Here is a 19,516-nt window from a genome sequence, read left to right on the forward strand (position 1 = left end):
GTGATACAATTCCCATCGCCTGTCCCCGCGCTGAAGGTCAGAAGTCTTCAGACTGGCGGCGGTGGCTTAAGAATTGGTAAACTCAGCGTTAACCATGCCGTCGGACGGCATGGTTAACGGGTTTTTCACGCAGATTTACGTTCGTCCATCGCCTCGGCGAAACGTTCGAACAGGTAAAAGCTGTCTTGCGGGCCAGGGCTGGCTTCGGGGTGGTGCTGCACCGAAAAGACCGGTTTGTCGGCAATGCGGATGCCGCAGTTGGAGCCGTCAAACAGCGACACATGCGATTCCTCGACGCCTTCGGGTAGGGTCTGTGCATCCACCGCAAAGCCGTGGTTCATCGAGGTGATCTCCACCTTGCCGGTGGAATGCTCCTTGACCGGGTGGTTGGCGCCGTGGTGGCCGTGGTTCATCTTGACCGTCTTGGCACCCAGTGCCAGTGCCAGCATCTGGTGGCCAAGGCAGATGCCGAACACCGGCAGGTCTGCCTTTAGCACGTCCTGGATCATCGGCACCGCGTATGCGCCGGTTGCGGCCGGATCGCCGGGGCCGTTGGACAGGAAGACGCCGTCAGGATTGTGCGCCAGCACGTCTTCGGCGGTTGCGGTTGCAGGCAGCACGGTCACGTCACAGCCCGCAGAGGCGAGGCAGCGCAGGATGTTGCGTTTGGCGCCATAGTCGACGGCCACGACCTTGTGCTTGGGGGCTTCCTGGCGGGCATAGCCGTCCGGCCAGGCCCAGTGCATTTCGTCCCAGCGGTAGCTTTGCGCGCAGGTCACGTCCTTGGCCAGATCCAGGCCGACAAGCCCGGACCATTCCCGTGCCTTGGCAACCAGCGCTTCAACGTCAAAATTGCCGTCGGGATCATGCGCCAGCGCCACATGCGGCGCGCCCTGCTGGCGGATCGCGCGGGTCAGGCGGCGGGTGTCGACGCCGCCGATGGCGATGCGGCCAGTGCGGCTGAGCCAGTCTTTCAGCTCTTCCGTGGCGCGCCAGTTGGACGCCAGGGTCGGATCCCATTTCACCACCATGCCGGCGGCGACGGGATCGCCGGTTTCGTCATCCTCGGGGGTGACGCCAGTGTTGCCGATATGGGGGAAGGTGAAGGTGACGATCTGCCCGGCGTAGGAGGGGTCGGTCATGATTTCCTGATAGCCGGTCATCGCGGTATTGAAGCAGAGCTCTGCCACGGTGTCGCCGGTCGCGCCGAAACCGGTGCCGTAGAAGACAGTGCCATCAGCGAGCGCCAGGCATGCGGTGGGCTTGGTCGGGGCGGAAGCGGCCATTGCGCAGATCTCCATGCGGGTAAAATTCATGGGCTTGTAAGGGGAGCGCCCATGCGGGTCAAGCCTGCAAGAGGCGGGCAGGCTGATGCGGGGGCAGGAATGGAAAGTTTACTGAAAACTTGCGCAGCTGCATCAGAATGGATAACCATCGGTGTCCGGCAACCATGGGGATGCTTTTGAATATGGATACGCGCACGCGGGTCAATCAGGCCCTGAAGCAGGCGATGAAAGACAAGGCCGCCGACCGGCTGGCCACACTGCGGCTGATCAATGCCGCCATCAAGGACCGCGAGATTGCAGCCCGTGCGGATGGCGAGGACAACAGCATCGGAGACGGTGAAATCCTTGCCATTCTGGGTAAGATGACCAAGCAGCGCAAGGAAAGTGCGCGCGCCTATGAAGAAGGCGGGCGGCTGGACCTGGCAGAGCGGGAACTGGGTGAGATCAGCGTGATCGAGGAGTTTCTGCCGCAGCAGCTGAGCGACGAAGAAGCCGCCGAGGCGGTGAAGACCGCAGTGGCTGAGACCGGCGCCGAATCGATTCGTGACATGGGCAAGGTGATGGCGGCGCTGAAGGCAAAATACACCGGCCAGATGGATTTTGGCAAAACCGGCCCGATGGTCAAGGATCAGCTTTGCAGCAAAAGCGATTGCTGATCTAAGAGGCGCGCTTGCGCGCGCGGCCTCCGGCGGGAGTATTTTGGGAAAGATGAAAGAGCGGGCCCGCATTGCTGCGGGCCTTTCTTGTGAGGTTCAGCGGCTGAAGGCGCATTTGAGATCGTCGTAGAGTTCCAGCCGCTCTTCCTCTGAGAGGAATGCGCCGATCTCCACTTCGCGGCCGCTGCCCTGCAGGGTCACATAGTGGGGCACCGGGCCGTCATTGCCGTGCATCTCAACCCGGGTCCAGTACCGGTTGCACTTCCAGTTTTGGCGGCTCCCGTCCGGGTTGATACGCTCCAGCCGGGCTTCCTCAGCGGTGAGGGTTAACACTTCGAGGATCTGATGGTCGCGGCGGCTGCGGTCCAGCGCCCATTTCATGCCGAACAGTGCCAGCAGCAGGAAGGGCAGCAGCCCCCACAGCAGGAACGATCCCAGCAGCGGCACCAGCGGCATGCAGATCAGCACCGATGTCAGAGCGATGAAACGCACGTAGCCTTTGGGCGCCAGCGATTGGTGCGGCCAGAGGTGCAATTCGCGTTCAGCGCCGGTTTGCGGGCGGGTCCAGTTGTATGGCATCGGTTGGGGCCTGCTGGAGGAGATACGGTTTTTTGAACATGATGTGCTGGAAAGGCGGGATTTCCACTGCGGCTTTTTAGCCTGTCCGCCGGGCATGAAAAAGGCCCCGGAGCATCTGCGCCGGGGCCTTTTGCGTGTTCAGGGTCTCAGCCGCTTAGTGCGAGTGAGGCCGATCCCAGTCTTCCTGCTTGGGCAGGATTTCAAAGGTGTGCTCTGGCGGCGGGGAGGGCAGGGTCCACTCCAGCGTGTCCGCATATTCGTTCCAGTAGTTGTTCTGGGTAACGCGGGCGCCGCGCAGCAGCGAGTAGATCACCACGCCGAAGAACAGGAGGAACGACGCAAAGGAGATGAACGCGCCATAGGACGAGATCTTGTTCCAGTAGGCGAAACCTTCCGGGTAGTCGATGTACCGGCGGGGCATGCCCTGACGGCCCAGGAAGTGCTGCGGGAAGAAGGTCAGGTTGGCGCCGATGAAGAACAGCCAGAAATGGATCTGTGCGCCCAGTTCATTGTACTGACGGCCGGTCATCTTGCCGAAGTAGAAGTAGATGCCCGAGAAGATCGCAAACACCGCGCCCAGACTCATCACGTAGTGGAAGTGAGCCACAACATAGTAGGTGTCGTGATAGGCACGGTCCACGGCAGCCTGCGACAGCACCACACCGGTCACACCGCCGACGGTGAACAGGAACAGGAAGCCGAAGGCAAACATCATCGGAGCTTTGAATTCGATGGAGCCGCCCCACATTGTGGCGATCCAGGAGAACACCTTCACCCCGGTGGGGACCGCGATCACCATGGTGGCCAGCATGAAGTAGGCCTGCTGGTTCAGCGACATGCCGACGGTGTACATGTGGTGCGCCCAGACGACGAAGCCCAGCACGCCGATGGCAATGATGGCCCAGACCATCGGCAGGTAGCCAAAGACCGGCTTGCGCGCGAAGGTGGCGATCACGTGGGAGATGATGCCGAAGCCCGGCAGGATCACGATGTAGACTTCCGGGTGGCCGAAGAACCACAGGATGTGCTGGTACAGGATCGGGTCGCCGCCGCCTGCTGCATCAAAGAAGGTGAAGCCGAAGTTGCGGTCCATCAGCAGCATGGTGATGGCGCCGGCCAGAACTGGCAGGGACAGCAGAATCAGCCAGGAGGTGACGAAGATCGACCAGGAGAACAGCGGCACTTTGAACAGGGTCATGCCCGGTGCGCGCATGTTCAGGAAGGTTGTGATCATGTTGATCGCACCCAGGATCGAAGACGCCCCCGAGACGTGGACAGCAAAGATCGCCAGATCCATCGAGTAGCCGCCTTCGTTCACGCTGAGCGGCGGGTACAGAACCCAGCCGACGCCGGAGCCCAGCTGGTCATTGCCGCCCGGGGAGACAACCGAGAGGACCGCCAGCGAGGTGCCTGCGACATACATCCAGAACGAAAGGTTGTTCATCCGCGGGAACGCCATGTCAGGCGCGCCGATCTGCAGCGGCATGAAATAGTTTCCGAAACCGCCGAACAGCGCCGGAATCACCACGAAGAACATCATCAGGATGCCGTGGGCGGTGATCATCACGTTCCAGAGGTGGCCGTTCGGGGTACATTCCGCAGAGGCGTCTGCGAACAGGCGCGCGCCTTCCAGGCACATGTACTGAACGCCGGGGTCCATCAGCTCAAGCCGCATATAGACGGTGAAGATGACAGAGATGAGACCTGCGATCGCCGAAACGATCAGGTAAAGGATACCGATGTCTTTGTGGTTCGTGCTCATGAACCAGCGGGTGAAAAAGCTCCGCTCGTCCTCGTGGCCGTGACCATGAATGGCTGCGTCTGCCATTTAGGTGCCTCCTGCTGCATAACGAAAGGCCCCCGGAGTCGGACTCCGGGTGGCCTGGATTCCTTCGGAGTATTAGAGCGGCCCGCCGGGGCCTTCAATGGCGGAGTTTGATCTGGATCAAGATTTATTGACGCAGGGGCTTGAATGCCGCGGGAATTGCCTGCCGCTGGCGGCTTGACCTGGCCGCGGGGCGGGCGCAAAACCGGAACATCCAGAACCAAGGAGGCCGGACGCATGTCTGCATATGATCCCGACAATATTTTTGCCAAGCTTCTGCGCGGTGAGATTCCTTCCACACGGGTCTATGAGGATGAGGAGACGCTGGCCTTCATGGATATCATGCCGCGCGCCGACGGGCATTTGCTGGTGATTCCGAAAACACCCTGCCGCAACCTGCTGGATGCCGGCCCGGCGCAGATGGCTGCGGTGATGCAGACCGTGCAGAAACTGTCGCATGCGGTGATCAGGGCCTTTGGCGCGGATGGGGTGACCGTGCAGCAGTTCAATGAGGCCGCCGGCGGACAGGAAGTGTTCCATCTGCACATGCATGTGCTGCCCCGCCGCGAGGGCGACCAATTGCGCCCGCCGGGCAAGATGGGCGACATGGCGCTGATCCAGGCCCAAGCGGATAAGATACGTGCGGCGCTGGACGCAATCTGATCGTCTTCTGATGCTCAGGGCGTTTTGACAAAAGCGAAAGTACTGTGGCGGAAAGCTGCAGTGCTTTAAATACGAATTTGTGCATTTGAAATAAGTGTTGAATCTTAGTTGAATTTAATCATAGCTGTTTCGCAAATTAGTTGTGCGTTAAAGAGGGTGCCCGCGCTCAAGCCTTCGGGGCCTCAAGAATTGGGGTGACCTGGCATGAAATGACCGCCCGGAAACGGGGTGGCATCGGCCGTGTTTTTTCAGTTTCCAGGCAGGCTGCCTGAAACATGCGGGCCAGAAGGTCTGCAACCGTCTATGTGCATTCTGCTTGTTTGCCGGGCGCGGGTCTCTTTGATGAAAGATCAGTATTGGAGGGGCAGGGGTGACTCTCTTGAGCCAAATGCAGACCTTGTCCCTGGGCCAGGTCGTGGCGGCAATTTATGAAACGGTGATCCGGCCGGAACAATTCGACCGGTTCACAGTGGGCCCGCAGGATAGTGCGGCCGCAGCAGCGCCTGTGCGGCGCCAGCAGGGGCAACGTAGGCCTGCGCCGATGCTGAAGGCGCATTTTGCTCGGGCTGCCCAGATTCAGGAGCTGCAATGGCAACGGTCCGGACGTCCGCATCCGGGCGCCTATTCCGGCAATTGCACCCGTTTCTGGCTGCTTGCGGATGTCCGCGAGGGCGGCGGGGTTCTGAATGCCTCGCAGCGGGCGGCACGGCAGCTGACCGGAGGCGTGTCCCTGCCAAAGGCGATGGGGCTGACGCAGGCGGCGACAGAGTGCTGGCACAACTATCTGGAGGATGTGCGTCGCGACGACTATTCTGGGCGGGATGTGCTTTTGCTGGCCGGATGCGGAACGGGGGAGCAGTTTTTGTGCCGTCCGGTCCGCTTTGACGGCAGCGGCGCGGTTGCGATCATGGCGGAGCGGCTGGATACGGGCTGGACGCCTGAGGCCGTGGCGCCGGTTGCAGAAGCGCTGAGCCTGCAGGAGGCGGATTTTGAACCGTTGCGGGAAGCGGCGGGCGGCGCCAGCGGCAAAATTGGCAACGCTCTGGAACAAGCTGCTGAACGGGCCGGCGCGCCGGGTCCGGCAGAGCTGATCCGGCTGGCAGCATTCCTGATGAATGAACACAGCCGGGATCTGGCGATTGCTCGCGGTACGCAGCTGCCACCATCCGGCACCTTTGAGGACAGCTCTGGGCAGCGTTCGCAATATTTCAGGCTGGGTGCGGAAACCGGCCAGCCTGTGATCTTTCTGCACGGCATGCTGGATGGGATTGCGCCGCTGCAGCGGTTGCAGCCACAGCTGCGCCAGCTTGGGTTCAGGGTGTATGTGCCAATGCGCCGCGGCTACGGCGGCTCTGTGCCGCTGAGGCGGGGTGAGGATCCGGCTGCGGCCTTTGTCAGGCAGCTGGAGGCGCTGATGGCATATAAGAACCTACAGCGGCCGGTGCTGCTCAGCCATCGCGGCGGCGCTCTATACGGCTTTCTGGCCGCCAGGCAGCTGCACAGCAGGATTGCGGGCCTGGTGGCGGTGGCTTCAAATTGCTCCATCAATTCAGCGCGACGGCTTTCCAGCGTCAGCGGTTACGCCTGGCTGATGGCCCTGGGGGCGGCACGGGCCAATTGGATGCTGCCTGCGCTGATGAAGTGCTGGTCGGCGGCGCTGCGCTGGTACGGGCACGAGACGCTGCTTCGGATACAGCTGCGCCGCGGCAGCAGAGAACAGGCGGCGCTGTGGCAGCTGGACCTGCTTCCGCTGCTGCAGCAAAGCCAGCTGCTGTTCCGTGAGCAGGGCGGTGCCGGGTTCCTGGCAGATATTAAGATGCTGCGTCAGGGCGCGCAGCTGGCTGCGCCAGGCCGGGCAACACAGTCCGTGTTCGTGCATGGCGGTGACGACCACGTCGCACCGCTCGCTACTGTCCGTGACATGCTGGGCGGTTTGCCAGAGGCGCGGCTCTGTGTCAGCCAGGAGTCCGGTGCACTGTTGTTTTATACGTTTCCAGAGCTGGTGCTGACCGCGCTGCAGGATCTTACCGCTACTTTGGAAGGCTGAGTCTATGCCTCGAAGATCGGGGCAAAGCTGCGTTTCAGAGCGACATCCACATCCGCCATGCTCACAGGCAGACCCAGATCGACCAGGCTGGTCACGCCGTATTCGGTGATCCCACATGGCACAATGCCGGAAAAATGCTCCAGTTCCGGCTCCACGTTGATGGAGATGCCGTGGTAGCTGACCCACTTGCGCAGACGGATGCCGATGGCAGCGATCTTGTCCTCTGCCATGCCGCCAGAGATGGTTCGCGGTTTTTCCGGCCGCTCGACCCAGACCCCGACCCGGCCTTCGCGGATATGCCCTTTGATGTTGAACGCATCCAGCGCCGCGATCACCCAGGTTTCCAGCTGCTGCACAAAGCGGCGCACGTCATGGCCGCGTTTGCCCACATCCAGCATGACATAAACCACGCGCTGGCCCGGCCCGTGATAGGTGTACTGGCCGCCGCGCTTGCTTTGGTAGACCGGGAAACGCTGCGGATCGGTCAGATCTTCCTGCCTTGCAGAGGTGCCCGCCGTGTACAGCGGTGGATGTTCAACCAACCAGATGCATTCTTCCGCCGATCCCGCGGCGATCGCAGCCGCCCGGTCCTCCATGAAGGCAACAGCTTGATCATACTCGACTAAACTGTCCGATGTGATCCACTCAACCATGCCGACTGCCATCTTTTCCCAGTGCTTCGGATCGGGCGGGCGAACTTTACCGGAAAACTCCTAGGTGCCTGCGCCGCCTCTGGAGTATCCTGATTCCGTAGCAAGTATCCATAGGGGGCGCGTATCATGTTTCTCAAGCCGTTCAAGCCGGCCCTGACAGCCGTATTTCTGGCAACATCAGCCACCAGTCCCGCTGTTGCGGACGATCTGGGGGCCGCCATTGCCGGCGCCGTGATTGGCGGCGTCATAGTAAACGAAGTCCACAAGAACAAACAAAGGCGCCGGGCCGCCACCACCTACCGGCGTGCGCCGGCCTATTCCGCAACCCGGGCTCAAAACCGCGAAACCCAGGTGGCGCTGAACTACTTTGGATTCAATGCCGGCTCGCCGGACGGGGTGCTGGGGCGCCGGTCCCGTGCCGCCGTTACCCAGTACCAGGCCCATATGGGCTATCCGGCCACCGGCCATCTGGCACCTTATGAACGCAATTTCCTGGTCAGTTCCTACAACCGGGCCCAGGTCGGCGGCCCGCAAGTCATCAAGGCGATGCAGGGGCCGCAGGGCGTGCGCGGCGTGCTGCACAGCTGGCGGGATGAGGCCGCAGGCCTGCGCACTGCAGGCGGCGGCTATGCCGGGGGCGGGTATGGCGGGCTTCCGCCAGAGGTGAGCCAAGCCGTGGATGAAATCGCAGCCAGCTCTGAACCCACTGGCGAACAGCTGCTGCAGCGCGCCGGTTTCATGCAGCTTGCTGATCTGAACGGGGACGGCCGCAACGACTATGTGCTGGATTCCTCTGTCTCCGGCAGTTCCTTCTGGTGCGGCGCCTCCAATTGTTCGGTGATGGTCTTTGCCTCGACGCCGCAGGGGTATCAGCGCAACGATTTCCTGGCCCGCGGCGTGACACCGGCCAGCTTTGCCTGCCATCAGGGCACGTGCCGGATGACGGACACCGGCTCTGACGCGCCTGTACAGGCCGCGCAGAACCGCAGCACGGTGACAGCCTTTGCAGGGCAGGAAAGTGCAGCCCTCGGCGGCATCACCCTGTTCGAACAACCGCAGCAAAGCGCCTCGCTGACCAGCTACTGCAGCAAGGTAAGCCTGCTGACCAGTTCCAACGGCGGCTTCATGACTGCCAGCAGCATGACCGACCCGGAACTGGCGCTGGGTGAGCAGTTCTGTCTGGCCCGGACCTATGCCATCAACGCAGGCGAAGCCCGGGCGGCCAAGGTCGCCAGTGCCTCGCAGGCGCAGATCGACAGCCAGTGCGACGCCTTCGGCCCTGCGCTGAAGCCTTATCTGGCCAAGCTCGGCACGTCTGGCAGCGGCGAGGTGATGGGGGATGTGCAGAAATTTGTTCTGCAGTCCGGCATGTCGCTGGAGCAGCTTTCCAATACCGCGGGGATTTGCCTGTTCTCCGGTTACCGGCGCGACGACATGGATGTGGCGCTGGGCGCGGCGCTGATTCTGACCGGCACCGGTCAAAGACCCTATGCAGAGCTGATCGGCCATCATCTGGCGTTGGGCTTTGGCGCTTCGAATGCGGTGATGCTGGCGCAGGAGTGGTACAGTCTGGCAGTCTCCGCGCTTGAAAGCGGCGCTGAGCCTGTGTTCGCCCCAGGCCAGCCAGACCGCGCCGGGCTGATCAAGGCGGCCTCGACCGAACTGGCTGGCGGCCGCGTGCAGCCAGTGCAGGCGTCCGGGGCGGCGGCTTTGCCATCGTTCCCTACCGAATAGGGGGCGGACCCGTATTTTGCGCAAGTACAAGGGCTGGCCGCGTTGCCGGCCCTTCTTTCTGGCCGTTTATGCGCAGAATGGTCCGATCTCTCCGAGATCCTCGCGGTGCTGATCCTTTGCCAAACGCTGCGGTGATGCAAACCGGTGTCTGCGGGCGGGATCAGGGCAATTTCGAAGCTACTGGAGCCGCGTAAACAGCTTTTCCGTTCAAATCTTTGATGGGAAAATCTAGACTATCAGTCTGTTTTGGTGCGCCGCGAAAGAACGGCTTCAAACCAAATCTCACCTTCATTTTCGTCGGTATCCGATCCCGATTTTGAAGCGATTTTTGAAGAGCTTGAGCGATGGAGTGATGTTCTCAAAGACCATCGCCATGAGTTGCGAGGGCCGCGACCATGAGTGTGCAAGCTGATCAAAACATCACGAAGTCGCCCCGTCCTGCACCATTTTCATTGCGATTGACCGACGAAGAACAAGCGCGACTTAAAGCCCAAGCTGGGTCGATGCCGAAGGGCGCCTATATTAAGTCTGTGATTTTTGCCGATGATGCACCCAAGTATCGAAAGCGGCGGCAAGCTCCGTCGGCAGAACAACAATTGTTGGCCGAGGTGCTGGCGCGTCTCGGTCAGACCAAACACGCCAATAACCTTAATCAGATCGCAAAGCATCTAAACCAAGGCACCTTGGTGCTGGATGACGAACTGGCTGCGGATATCAATGCCGCACTCGTGGACATTGCTTGGATGCGTGTCAAGCTGATGGAAGCTTTGGGGGTGCAATCATGATTATTGTGGCCTCTCAACGCTCGGGCGCAGTCGCCTTGGCCGATCACCTGATGAACATGCGTGATAATGATCATGTTGAAGTCATCGAGATTGATGGCTTTGTGGCAGAGGATCTGCACGGGGCCTTCAAAGAAGCGCAGGCGATTTCCAAGGCGACCCAGTGCCAACAATTTTTGTTCTCTGTGTCGCTGAATCCGCCTGAGCAAGCAATCATCAGTGATGATGATTTCCGTGAAGCGGCGGATCGTGTCGCAAAAGCGGTTGGTCTGTCAGGCCAGGCCCGCGCCATTGTCGTGCATGAGAAGAACGGTCGCCGCCATGCGCACGCCGTGTGGTCGCGCATTGATGTGAATGCAATGAAGGCTGTGCCACTGCCCCATTTCAAAAACAAATTGCGGGATGTGGCGCGGGATCTGCATTTGGATCACGGATGGGTTTTACCCGATGGGTTGGCGACCTATGGCAACAAGAACCCGCTGAACTTCACCCTTGCGCAATGGCAACAAGCCCTGCGTCAAGGCCATGATCCGCGTGAGGTGAAACAGATCTTTCGCCAAGCATGGGGACGCAGCGATGGGATCAACGGATATAAGGCCGCGTTGGAAGAACGTGGCTTTTACCTCGCCAAAGGGGATCGTCGCGGCTTTGTCGCCTTGGATCATCAGGGCAATGTCTATGCGGCGGGTCGGTGGTCCAGCGTCAAAGCCAAAGAGATGAAAGCCAAGCTGGGATCACCTGATGGCTTGCGCTCGGTTTCTGAAACCCAATCCTATCTGCGCTCGCGCATGACGCAGCAGGTGAAGAGCTATATCAATGAGATTAAAGACCGCCATACGGATGAGCTGGAACCGTATTTGGAAGCCCGCGCAGGCATGGTGGCGGCACAACGGGCAGAACGCAAAGATCTCAAAGACAAGCAAGAACAGCGTTGGATCGCGGAAACCAAAGTCCGGTCTGACCGGCTCAACAAAGGCCTGCGCGGTTTGTTTGATCGCCTCAGCGGCAAAGCCAAGAAAACACGGTTGGACAATGAACGCGAAGCGATGGAAAGTGCCAAGCGGGATCAGGAGCAACGGGATGATTTGATCATCGCCCAGATGCGAGACAGGCAAGGATTACAAAAGGACATGCGCGTCACCCGTGATCGCCATAAGGAAGAACGCAAACTATTGGCGCGCAATATCGCTGATTATTTGCGCCGCTCTCCGCCAGATGTGGATCGGGCACAAGAGCAGCAGCGCCAACAAGAGAGGACTCGATACCGAACGCGGGGTTGGGATTTGTCGCCATAGCGCCGCCAGCTTCTACCCGAAAATACCGGACTCTTACCCGCGAGAATCACGCGCGTCATGTTTGATGTGAGTGGCACTGAAACTCAAACTTGAGGAGACGTGCTTTGACACATCACACACCCAAGCACTCAACACAGCGTGCAAAACTCGCGCTTGTTGGGATCGCCAGCCTGATGATTGCTGATCCCGCATTGGCGATTATTCCCGAAACATATTGGTGGCTTGAACTGCCGAATAGCTGGGGCATCGACGTCGCTGTTATGCTTGCGGTTCTTCGCGCCGCCTTGGTCGGCTTGGCAACATTGGCAGGGTTTGCCTGTGGCTGGTTCCTATCACCCAATGGCAAAAGCCTGCGCCGCACCATCTTTATGACGATTGCCGCTCTCACAGGACTGCTGGCATTGTTTGGCTATGGCCCAATGGTCGAGTTGCTTGTCTATCTCTTTGCCTTTTGCGGCTTCTGCTGGGGCATTGGATATTGGCTTGGTCGTGGCATCAAGAGTTTGATGCAGCCGCCAATAACATTTGGGTCTTCGCGTTGGGCCACGGTTGAGCATTTGGAAGAGAAAGACCTGCTGGATCAAGACGGGATTATCCTCGGCTCCTGCTATGACGGTGAGAAGACCCGCACCATCACTTATGCAGGGGATCGGCATTTGCTTACCTCGGCCCCGACCCGTGGCGGCAAAGGTGTATCCCACATCATTCCCAATTTGCTGAGCTATACCGGCTCGGTGTTGGTGATTGATCCCAAAGCTGAAAACCTGCTGGTCACGGCCAATGCCCGTATGGAGATGGGACAAGAGGTTCTGGCGATTGATCCATGGAATATTGGAGCATCTAAGGCTGGCTTGGCACCAGCACGGATTAACCCGCTTGATTGGCTCAAGCTCTCAGACATTGACGCACCAGAGAACGCGATGTTGCTGGCCGATGCCCTGATCCAGAAAAACCAAAAAGCAGATGCGTTCTGGCAGGAAGAATCCAAAGCCCTGCTGCAAGGTCTGATCCTGCTGGTGGCCTTTGATGATCATTATGCAGAGCGGCGTGATCTTGGCACAGTGCGGGATTTGCTGTTGCTCACAGGGGGAGAGCAAGTCGAGCTGTTCACCTATATGGCAGGATCAGTCCATGCGCTGATTGCCAGCACTGGCGCGCGGTTCTTGCAGAAAGATCCTAAGCTGATCTCCAATGTGTTGGCATCGGCACAGGCGGAAACCCACTTTCTGGATAGCACCCGTGTGCGTGAAGCCTTGTCGGCTTCGGACTTTGATTTTGCGGATCTGAAACGCACCCCGATGAGCGTGTTTGTGATCCTGCCTGCAGATCGGCTGGAAGCCTTCAACCGCTTCCTGCGCCTGATCGTGCAGCAGGCCATTACAGTGAATGCCCGCAATATTGAGGACAAACCCGCCAAGCCTGTGTTGTTCATTCTGGATGAGATGCCAGCCCTTGGGCGACTGACCATGGTCGAACAGGCTTATGGTTTGATGGCGGGGTTCGGCATTCAGCTCTGGGGCATTACACAAGATCTCTGCCAGCTCCGCCGTGTCTATGGGACGGACTATGAAAGCTTCATCGCCAATAGCGGCGCAGTGGCTTATTTTGGCTCGCCCGACAAAACCAGTGCGGAGTATTTCTCAGGGCTTTGTGGTGAAACCACCGTGTGGAACCTGTCTTCGGCAATCTCAAACTCTGTAAGCTGGGCTACAAAAGGTGGTTCCAGCACCAGCGATGGCACGTCCAACACGACATCGGGCGTGCAACGCAAACTGGCCTATCCCGATGAGTTGCGCCGCATGTCCAAGGATCTGCAATTGCTACTGATCGAAGACAGTAACCCCATCATGGCGCGCAAAATCCGGTGGTATGAAGATCCTGCCTTCAAAGACAAAGGCACCAACACCCACAAACCTCAGTGATTGATGCAATCGTAGGAAGGCTGCACCGGCCTTCCTCCTTCTCTCTGAAACGATGAGGCATAACGATGGAAGACAAAGCCAGACAAGCATTCAGGAACGCTAACCTGCCCATAACCCCAGATGACAAAATCCGCGACAAAGACAATGCGCAACTGGTTCCCAAACCACCAGCCGGAGCAAGACACCCAGCCAACCTCGCCCCCGCAGGCGCACTTGGCATTCGCCGTAACCTTGTACCCAAGTCGGCACAGCAGCAGGCTGATCCTGAGAAAGATAAACCCAAGAAAATCGTGTTCAGATCCAAGGATCAGAAAGGGCCAGACCGCAACTCAGGCTTTGACTTCGACCGATAGAACCAAAGCCTAGGATCATCATCCTACTGAAGGATAGCACGCCCTGTGCTATCCTTTTGTCTATGCAACACCAAGAATTTACACAATATATAAGTGACTTAGACGACGGAAGCGAGTTTAGAGCCACCATCGCGCGCAGCTACAAAAACCATCTCGGTGTAGAAGAAATTATCCTGCTACCGCAATGCTATTGGGACATAGCCGCTTGGCTTGAAGAGCAAGGTGCCATCGACTTCAACGAATGGGTCAGGCATTGCAGCGAAAACCCACATGAAGACTGGTCACTCTCCCATCAACTCATGTACTGGTTGTGGTATGACCTTTCCATCCGCCACCGCGACGACCACCCCATGCCACCGAACATGATCCCAGAGGGTCATCTGTTGGCAAATATTCCAGCCAATGAGGCGTGACGGTATCAGCACCGACTAGATAGGGTTCGCTTAAGAGGTACCCTCAATGCAGAATCAAGAAATGTGAGTAGTTTATTGTCTAAGAATGATTTTCCATCGCCATCTGAGTTTATGCGAGGGCGGCGTCCGGAACAGTTTTCGGACTCGCATGTCGAAGAGAACATCGAATTGGATGCGGGCTTTCTCGAGTACACGCTGGAAAGCATAACAAGCCGCAGTCAAGAAAAACAATTCGAACATCTCGCGAGGCGTCTCGCTGAACGATTGATCTGCCCCAACCTCATACCTCAGACTGGGCCGACTGGCGGTGGCGACAGCAAAGTTGATACCGAAACTTACCCTGTTCACGAGGATATTTCGTCTCGTTGGTACGAGGGGAACGTCGAAGCAGCGAACGAGCGTTGGGGCTTTGCCGTAAGCGCAAAGAAACAGTGGCAGGGCAAGCTTCGTTCGGACATGGCTTCCATAGCATCCACGGGTCGCGACTATAGAGTAGCGTATTTTGTTTCCAATCAATTCATTAGCGACAAGTCCAAGTCGAAATTTCAGGACGAGCTTTCAAATGAGCACGGGTTTGATGTCCGAATTCTTGATCGTACTTGGCTGATGGAAGCGATCATTGAAAAGGGCAACGAAGACATTGCTTCTCAGGCACTGAATCTATCAAACTTTAAGACTTCAAAGAAAATTGGGCCGAACGATCTTTCCAAACAGGAGGCCTTGGATGAACTCGAAAAAGAAATTTCTGACACAGATAGATATCAAGGAGTTGAGTACCAACTTGTTGAGGATTGTATCTCTGCGGCGATAATCTCAAGGGAACTCGAGCTAGAACGACACATTACAGAAGGTCGGCATGAACGTGCCATACGGCTTGCTAGGGAACAAGGAAACGAACGTCAGATCGCCAGTGCATTGTATCAAAAGGCTTGGACGGCGGTGTACTGGCACGATGATTTTGGAGTCCTGCTTAGCGTCTATGATGAAATCGGGGCATTTGCTCTTGCTAGCGGAAACTCATCGGACATAGAGAAGGCAATCAACCTTTGGCATACTCTGCACACTGCGGTTATTTCTGAAGCGCTTTCGTTGGAAGAAACCAAATTGGTAGATAGAGCAAATCGCCTGATCCACCACTTGGAAGAGCTTTCCAGCGACACGGATAGGCCCAATAACGCCGCAAACTCAAAATGGCTTAAGTTGGGGATGCAGATTGCCCAGCACGCAGTCGATGAAAGCCAACGCGACAAGTTACTGCGAGATTTTGGCGACTTGTTGGTCGGTTCACAGCATCTCGGAGGTTTCGAATTCAATCGAGCATATGAGCAGTTTGAGGTACTTGGCACCCCCTTTGGCGAGTTAGAGGTTTACGATGAGGTATTCGAGCAAGTTCTCCCTGTTTACCAAGAACGGCATAGTGATGTGGCCGTCGCAGATAAGCTCTTCAATCGCGGCATAGACAAACTTCGCGCCGACAAGGTCATCTCTGGCATCGACCTGCTGGGGCGAGCGTTACCAAAGCTAATTAAGGCTGAGAAAAAGGAGCGCATGGTTCGCTGCCTCGCAGCGCTGGCTTCAGCTTACAGTTCAATGGATTTGTTTTGGGCTGCATACGCAAACCACATGTCAGCTCTTTCGTTACTGATCCAAGACTTCGGCGAAACCAGAGAAGTCGATCCTTTGTTGCCTATGTTGTTGGAAAAAATGTTCTGGGGGGAAATCTCAACAGGACGCATTCCACATGCGCTGTGGTGCCTAGAATTGCAAATCTCGACCTTAAGGCAAACTGGCCTTGATGAAGAAGATGAAGGTTTTCAGGAAGACTACCAGTTGAAAGACGGGGTGTTGGCAATGCTACTGCTGAAGGCGGATGCTAGCCAGTTGAACGAGTTCACAGGTCTAGTGGATTTCTTTGAGCAGAATGGTCTGATTGCTTGTTCGCTAGCTCTCTTGTTCGCTTTTGGAGGTCCTGATTACCTTCGGCAGCACGAATACGTCCCAGATTCTGAAAGTGACACAGAGATTTGGGAGATGATGAAGAGACTGTGGGATCAGCCTGCGCAAGATAGCTTGCCCGAACGAATTGACACGTTTGGAGGCAAGAGCGTGAGCCTGATATCTCGGTTGCTGGGGACACGATGGGAAATTGTGTGCCAGCATAATCCTTGGTGCGTGAGAATCGGAGAAAGCTATATGGGCTTCCTCGAAGCCTTTCTTGCAACCAGCCTTTCTCATCAAGCGGTCGGCATGATGGAACGAACGAAAATGCGTTTCCAATTGGCATCTGAGGGCGAGGCTTGCCCAAACGAACAGGGCTTGGAACTTCGCATTGGATCGGGAAGCGAGTTAGCCACAGTAGTGATATGGCCGGAGAGATTTCCGTTAGGCAGCCTTAGAACAGATAAGTTACGTGATTTCTTCGTATATTCGCTGGTGAACATACTACCGAAAATTTTGTTTCCCAAAGACACCAAATCGTTCTTGGATGTTGTTGCCGGATCAGAGGAGGGTTTGCCTCGTTCGCTTATGTTCGCTGACGTTTTGGCGAGTTCATCAACTGTTTTCGATGACTGTAGATCTCCATCCCTGACTGACTGGTCGGTTGGGGGCGAGAATTACAAAATAGTTGCTGCTCCACCCTGCAACCTCGCTTTGCAGTCGATAATGTCTCTCCGACAGCAGAAGAATAAGGAGGAGATGAAATTCGGGGAAGGCGCGCCACCCGAAGATTTTCTTAAAGACACACCTCTCAAGCACGGCGCTTATCAGACCCTGTCAATGGTGGATATTGAGCTGTGGCAAGAGGCTGGTTGGGAGGGGGTAGGAGTCGCCCTTCAGCCAAACCTACCGAATGCACCACCCTACTTGGGCCTTCTATTTGGAAACGGCGAAGCTGGACGACGCATCTTTGAGAACTGGATTTCCGACATCGGGCGGGAGGATTCGAATGAAAAAATTCGCATTGTGATATTAACCGGTGTCGAAAAGTCGAATCCCAACGCCTACACGCTGGCAGTGAGTTCAAATATTGACAAAGCAAAATTCAAGGAACTCGACCGCATCTTCGTAACTTCAAAAATGAAGACCATGGAGAACCCCGATCCACGAAACTTAGAGAATTTTGGCAGAGCATTCGCGGCATCTCAAAAGTATGCCCTGGTTCCTGTGACCTTGTCCGACGATGGAAGACCACCTGAGTTCCACTTTAATTTGTCGATCCTGAAACGCGAGGTTGTGATTAGGGAAGCTTGGACGATAGGACTTAATGATCCTGATGGTATGGCAGTGTCCCCAAACATCGATCCAATCATCCCAGAGGGTAAGGAGAATGTGCCTATACTGGAGTTAATGGAATGGCAAAAGAAGCGCGAAATGTGAACTCAGCACATCACCACCCAATCTCACAACAACACGCCTGGCCCTTGACTGCACGGTATATGGTTTGACGTGAGAGGTTGAGTTCTTCGGCGAGTTGATCGACGGATGCTTCGCCGATGTAGATGCGGTGACGTAGGAGCGCGGCGACATCTGGCGGAATAGTACGGGGGCGGCCTACGTGGACGCCTCATGCATTGGCTGTGCCCCCCCATGCCACAGAATATAATCCCAGAAGGCCACTTGCTGACAACCATTTCAACCAATGAGTCGTGATGAATGATCAAGATTGACTTTGCTAGCGTTTATCCGCAACGGTTGCCCAAGAATAGTTATACAATAATCTATCTTTAGGAGCAAAATAGTGATTGAAGCACTCAAGCGGAATCCCATGATCAGCGGCGTCCTCCTTGTTGTTGCAATCGTCGGTGGGTTAGCAAGTTTCATCGAGGACATCGGAACTCTATGGGAAAAATTAACACAGGATCAAATTCCCGTAGAGACGCCGCAACCTCAAAGTTTTGTGAAAAAGGATCTGCTGAGATTAAGTGCGGACGTGCCTGTCGAATGGATTGTCAACCGTGGGCACATTGAAAACTGGCTTTATGTTACTCCCCCGAACTCAAATTTGGAAACATTCGATTTCGGTACAGCGGAAACAGGAAATGGCGGATTTCCATATATTTTCGAACGGTATTCACGCCTCAATGATGCCGAATATGACGAGCAACTAAAGCTCTCGAATGATCTTGAAAATCAAGGATTGCGGGATTTCGAGTATATTTCCGGTATGGAGGAAGTGTTCCTTGGAGAAGGAAGCTGGGCTGATCGCTTTAGGTATAGAACAAGCAAGTACTATATAGAAAAAGTTTCTTTTATTGACTATTATCACGGAACCTCTGAAGAACCGCACCATTTGGAATTGATGTGCTTTGTACCAATTTCAGCGGAAGATCGGTTTAAAAGCACCTGCGCGCGTGTGGTAGGGTCAGCAAACATTCAAGATTAGACCGGTACGTTGCAACGCGCATCACCAACCCATCTCACAACAACAGCAAGCCTGCCCATTGACTGCACGGTAGATGGTTTGTCGTGAGAGCTTGAGTTCTTCGGCGAGTTGATCGACGGAGGCGTCGCCGATGTCGATGCGATGACGTAGGAGCGCGGCAACATCTGGTGGAATAGCGCGGGGGCGTCCCACATGGACGCCTCTGGCTTTAGCAGCGGCCATGCCTGCTCGGGTGCGTTCGGCTATCTGTTCACGCTCAAACTCAGCGAACACAGCCAACTGGCCGTACAGCAACCGCCCCACGGCGGTTGTCGTGTCGATGCCTTGGGTGATGGCGATGAAGTCCACCTTGTTCTCTCTCAGATCCTGCAAGAGTTGCAGCAGGTGCAGAGTTGACCGCCCCAACCGATCCAGCTTCCACACAATCAATGTGTCGCCCTCGGTCAGATCCCGCAGCAGCGTATCCAGTGAGCGCCGCGTGACGGTTGCACCTGAGACACCATAGTCCCCATAGATGATGTCGCAGCCTGCGGCTTCTAAAGCTTCAATCTGTAGGGCTTCGTTTTGATCCTGATCCGAGACACGGGCATAGCCAATGCGCCGCCCTGATTTTGGTTGCGTGGTATCATTGTTCATGCGGATATTGTGCGCCTTCACAGCCATGTGACAAGTCCTCCTGCGGGTGCGAATTTCGCTTTCCAAAAGGGTTCCCTTTTGAACGCAGGGTGGATGGGAGTTTCACGGATTCCGCCCTCATTGATTTTCTTGTGGAAAACTGGCTGGCGTGACGTGAAAGCGGTGATGTGGTAGCTGTACCAAAAGGGAACCCTTTTGAGACGCCTCATTAAGGATTTCCTATGCCCCAAGGTTTTTGCCCGTTTTGTATGGAACCAGTAAATTCCGGTGCGACGGTCTGTCCGTCAT

General features: G+C 56.5%; 16 protein-coding genes and 1 pseudogene. 11 read left to right on the forward strand and 6 right to left on the reverse strand.

What is annotated here, in order from left to right:
* Positions 1 to 125: 125 nt before the first annotated feature.
* A complete protein-coding gene (gene carA, locus ACP151_RS06655) occupies positions 126 to 1,286 on the reverse strand; it encodes a glutamine-hydrolyzing carbamoyl-phosphate synthase small subunit (protein WP_424978161.1) in 1,161 nt (386 codons plus the stop codon).
* A 182-nt stretch (positions 1,287 to 1,468) separates the two neighbouring features.
* On the opposite strand from carA, the gene ACP151_RS06660 reads away from it, so the two are divergent.
* The gene (locus ACP151_RS06660) at positions 1,469 to 1,942 is read left to right on the forward strand and encodes a GatB/YqeY domain-containing protein (RefSeq protein WP_424978091.1); all 474 of its coding nucleotides are present in this window, start codon (positions 1,469 to 1,471) and stop codon (positions 1,940 to 1,942) included.
* A gap of 96 nt (positions 1,943 to 2,038) precedes the next feature.
* On the opposite strand, the gene ACP151_RS06665 is transcribed toward ACP151_RS06660, so the two are convergent.
* Positions 2,039 to 2,521: a DUF2244 domain-containing protein gene (locus tag ACP151_RS06665; RefSeq protein WP_424978092.1), complete on the reverse strand. Its 483-nt coding sequence runs from the start codon at positions 2,519 to 2,521 to the stop codon at positions 2,039 to 2,041.
* Between the two features lie 154 nt (positions 2,522 to 2,675).
* On the reverse strand, positions 2,676 to 4,349 hold the full coding sequence (ctaD, locus tag ACP151_RS06670) for a cytochrome c oxidase subunit I (RefSeq protein WP_424978093.1): 1,674 nt from the start codon (positions 4,347 to 4,349) through the stop codon (positions 2,676 to 2,678).
* Positions 4,350 to 4,583: 234 nt separating this feature from the next.
* On the opposite strand from ctaD, the gene ACP151_RS06675 reads away from it, so the two are divergent.
* Together ACP151_RS06675 and ACP151_RS06680 are read left to right on the forward strand one after the other, a co-directional pair.
* Positions 4,584 to 5,009: an HIT family protein gene (locus tag ACP151_RS06675; RefSeq protein WP_424978094.1), complete on the forward strand. Its 426-nt coding sequence runs from the start codon at positions 4,584 to 4,586 to the stop codon at positions 5,007 to 5,009.
* 388 nt (positions 5,010 to 5,397) lie between these two features.
* Positions 5,398 to 7,056 carry an alpha/beta fold hydrolase gene (locus ACP151_RS06680; RefSeq protein WP_424978095.1) on the forward strand — a complete coding sequence of 553 codons (1,659 nt, stop codon included), beginning with the start codon at positions 5,398 to 5,400 and terminating at the stop codon, positions 7,054 to 7,056.
* Positions 7,057 to 7,058: 2 nt separating this feature from the next.
* On the opposite strand, the gene lipB is transcribed toward ACP151_RS06680, so the two are convergent.
* Complete coding sequence (lipB, locus tag ACP151_RS06685; RefSeq protein ID WP_424978096.1) at positions 7,059 to 7,721, reverse strand: lipoyl(octanoyl) transferase LipB; 663 nt, start codon at positions 7,719 to 7,721, stop codon at positions 7,059 to 7,061.
* Positions 7,722 to 7,835: 114 nt separating this feature from the next.
* Here lipB and ACP151_RS06690 point away from each other — a divergent pair, with 114 nt between their 5' ends.
* The 7 genes from ACP151_RS06690 (at position 7,836) to ACP151_RS06720 (ending at position 17,586) form a co-directional block, all read left to right on the forward strand.
* Positions 7,836 to 9,443: a peptidoglycan-binding domain-containing protein gene (locus ACP151_RS06690; protein ID WP_424978097.1), complete on the forward strand. Its 1,608-nt coding sequence runs from the start codon at positions 7,836 to 7,838 to the stop codon at positions 9,441 to 9,443.
* A gap of 458 nt (positions 9,444 to 9,901) precedes the next feature.
* Positions 9,902 to 10,228 carry a hypothetical protein gene (locus tag ACP151_RS06695; protein WP_424978098.1) on the forward strand — a complete coding sequence of 109 codons (327 nt, stop codon included), beginning with the start codon at positions 9,902 to 9,904 and terminating at the stop codon, positions 10,226 to 10,228.
* Positions 10,225 to 11,520, forward strand: a complete 1,296-nt coding sequence (locus ACP151_RS06700; protein WP_424978099.1) for a relaxase/mobilization nuclease domain-containing protein — start codon at positions 10,225 to 10,227, stop codon at positions 11,518 to 11,520. Before ACP151_RS06695 ends, ACP151_RS06700 begins: the two co-directional genes overlap by 4 nt.
* 104 nt (positions 11,521 to 11,624) lie before the next feature.
* The gene (locus ACP151_RS06705) at positions 11,625 to 13,442 is read left to right on the forward strand and encodes a type IV secretory system conjugative DNA transfer family protein (protein ID WP_424978100.1); all 1,818 of its coding nucleotides are present in this window, start codon (positions 11,625 to 11,627) and stop codon (positions 13,440 to 13,442) included.
* Between the two features lie 65 nt (positions 13,443 to 13,507).
* Entirely contained in the window at positions 13,508 to 13,795 is a 288-nt protein-coding gene (locus ACP151_RS06710; RefSeq protein WP_424978101.1) for a hypothetical protein, read from the forward strand.
* Between the two features lie 62 nt (positions 13,796 to 13,857).
* Positions 13,858 to 14,208 carry a hypothetical protein gene (locus tag ACP151_RS06715; protein WP_424978102.1) on the forward strand — a complete coding sequence of 117 codons (351 nt, stop codon included), beginning with the start codon at positions 13,858 to 13,860 and terminating at the stop codon, positions 14,206 to 14,208.
* Positions 14,209 to 14,283: 75 nt separating this feature from the next.
* Positions 14,284 to 17,586, forward strand: coding sequence for a hypothetical protein (locus ACP151_RS06720; RefSeq protein WP_424978103.1), 3,303 nt, complete (start codon positions 14,284 to 14,286; stop codon positions 17,584 to 17,586).
* Positions 17,587 to 17,596: 10 nt separating this feature from the next.
* Here ACP151_RS06720 and ACP151_RS06725 read toward each other — a convergent pair.
* A pseudogene (locus ACP151_RS06725) lies at positions 17,597 to 17,749 on the reverse strand (HTH domain-containing protein); the annotation flags it as partial.
* 198 nt (positions 17,750 to 17,947) lie between these two features.
* Between ACP151_RS06725 and ACP151_RS06730 the strand changes: the two are divergent.
* Positions 17,948 to 18,592, forward strand: a complete 645-nt coding sequence (locus ACP151_RS06730; protein ID WP_424978104.1) for a hypothetical protein — start codon at positions 17,948 to 17,950, stop codon at positions 18,590 to 18,592.
* A gap of 21 nt (positions 18,593 to 18,613) precedes the next feature.
* On the opposite strand, the gene ACP151_RS06735 is transcribed toward ACP151_RS06730, so the two are convergent.
* Positions 18,614 to 19,255: a recombinase family protein gene (locus ACP151_RS06735; protein WP_424978105.1), complete on the reverse strand. Its 642-nt coding sequence runs from the start codon at positions 19,253 to 19,255 to the stop codon at positions 18,614 to 18,616.
* Between the last annotated feature and the right edge of the window lie 261 nt (positions 19,256 to 19,516).

This window comes from Leisingera sp. S232 (assembly GCF_049800895.1).
Taxonomy (GTDB): Bacteria; Pseudomonadota; Alphaproteobacteria; order Rhodobacterales; family Rhodobacteraceae; genus Leisingera.

What these genes read in the sequence shown, in the direction of transcription:
- carA (WP_424978161.1), bottom strand. Translation starts at nt 1,286, where the DNA reads ATGGCCGCTTCCGCCCCGACCAAGCCCACCGCATGCCTGGCGCTCGCT.
- ACP151_RS06660 (WP_424978091.1), top strand. Translation starts at nt 1,469, where the DNA reads ATGGATACGCGCACGCGGGTCAATCAGGCCCTGAAGCAGGCGATGAAA.
- ACP151_RS06665 (WP_424978092.1), bottom strand. Translation starts at nt 2,521, where the DNA reads ATGCCATACAACTGGACCCGCCCGCAAACCGGCGCTGAACGCGAATTG.
- ctaD (WP_424978093.1), bottom strand. Translation starts at nt 4,349, where the DNA reads ATGGCAGACGCAGCCATTCATGGTCACGGCCACGAGGACGAGCGGAGC.
- ACP151_RS06675 (WP_424978094.1), top strand. Translation starts at nt 4,584, where the DNA reads ATGTCTGCATATGATCCCGACAATATTTTTGCCAAGCTTCTGCGCGGT.
- ACP151_RS06680 (WP_424978095.1), top strand. Translation starts at nt 5,398, where the DNA reads ATGCAGACCTTGTCCCTGGGCCAGGTCGTGGCGGCAATTTATGAAACG.
- lipB (WP_424978096.1), bottom strand. Translation starts at nt 7,721, where the DNA reads ATGGCAGTCGGCATGGTTGAGTGGATCACATCGGACAGTTTAGTCGAG.
- ACP151_RS06690 (WP_424978097.1), top strand. Translation starts at nt 7,836, where the DNA reads ATGTTTCTCAAGCCGTTCAAGCCGGCCCTGACAGCCGTATTTCTGGCA.
- ACP151_RS06700 (WP_424978099.1), top strand. Translation starts at nt 10,225, where the DNA reads ATGATTATTGTGGCCTCTCAACGCTCGGGCGCAGTCGCCTTGGCCGAT.
- ACP151_RS06710 (WP_424978101.1), top strand. Translation starts at nt 13,508, where the DNA reads ATGGAAGACAAAGCCAGACAAGCATTCAGGAACGCTAACCTGCCCATA.
- ACP151_RS06715 (WP_424978102.1), top strand. Translation starts at nt 13,858, where the DNA reads ATGCAACACCAAGAATTTACACAATATATAAGTGACTTAGACGACGGA.
- ACP151_RS06735 (WP_424978105.1), bottom strand. Translation starts at nt 19,255, where the DNA reads ATGGCTGTGAAGGCGCACAATATCCGCATGAACAATGATACCACGCAA.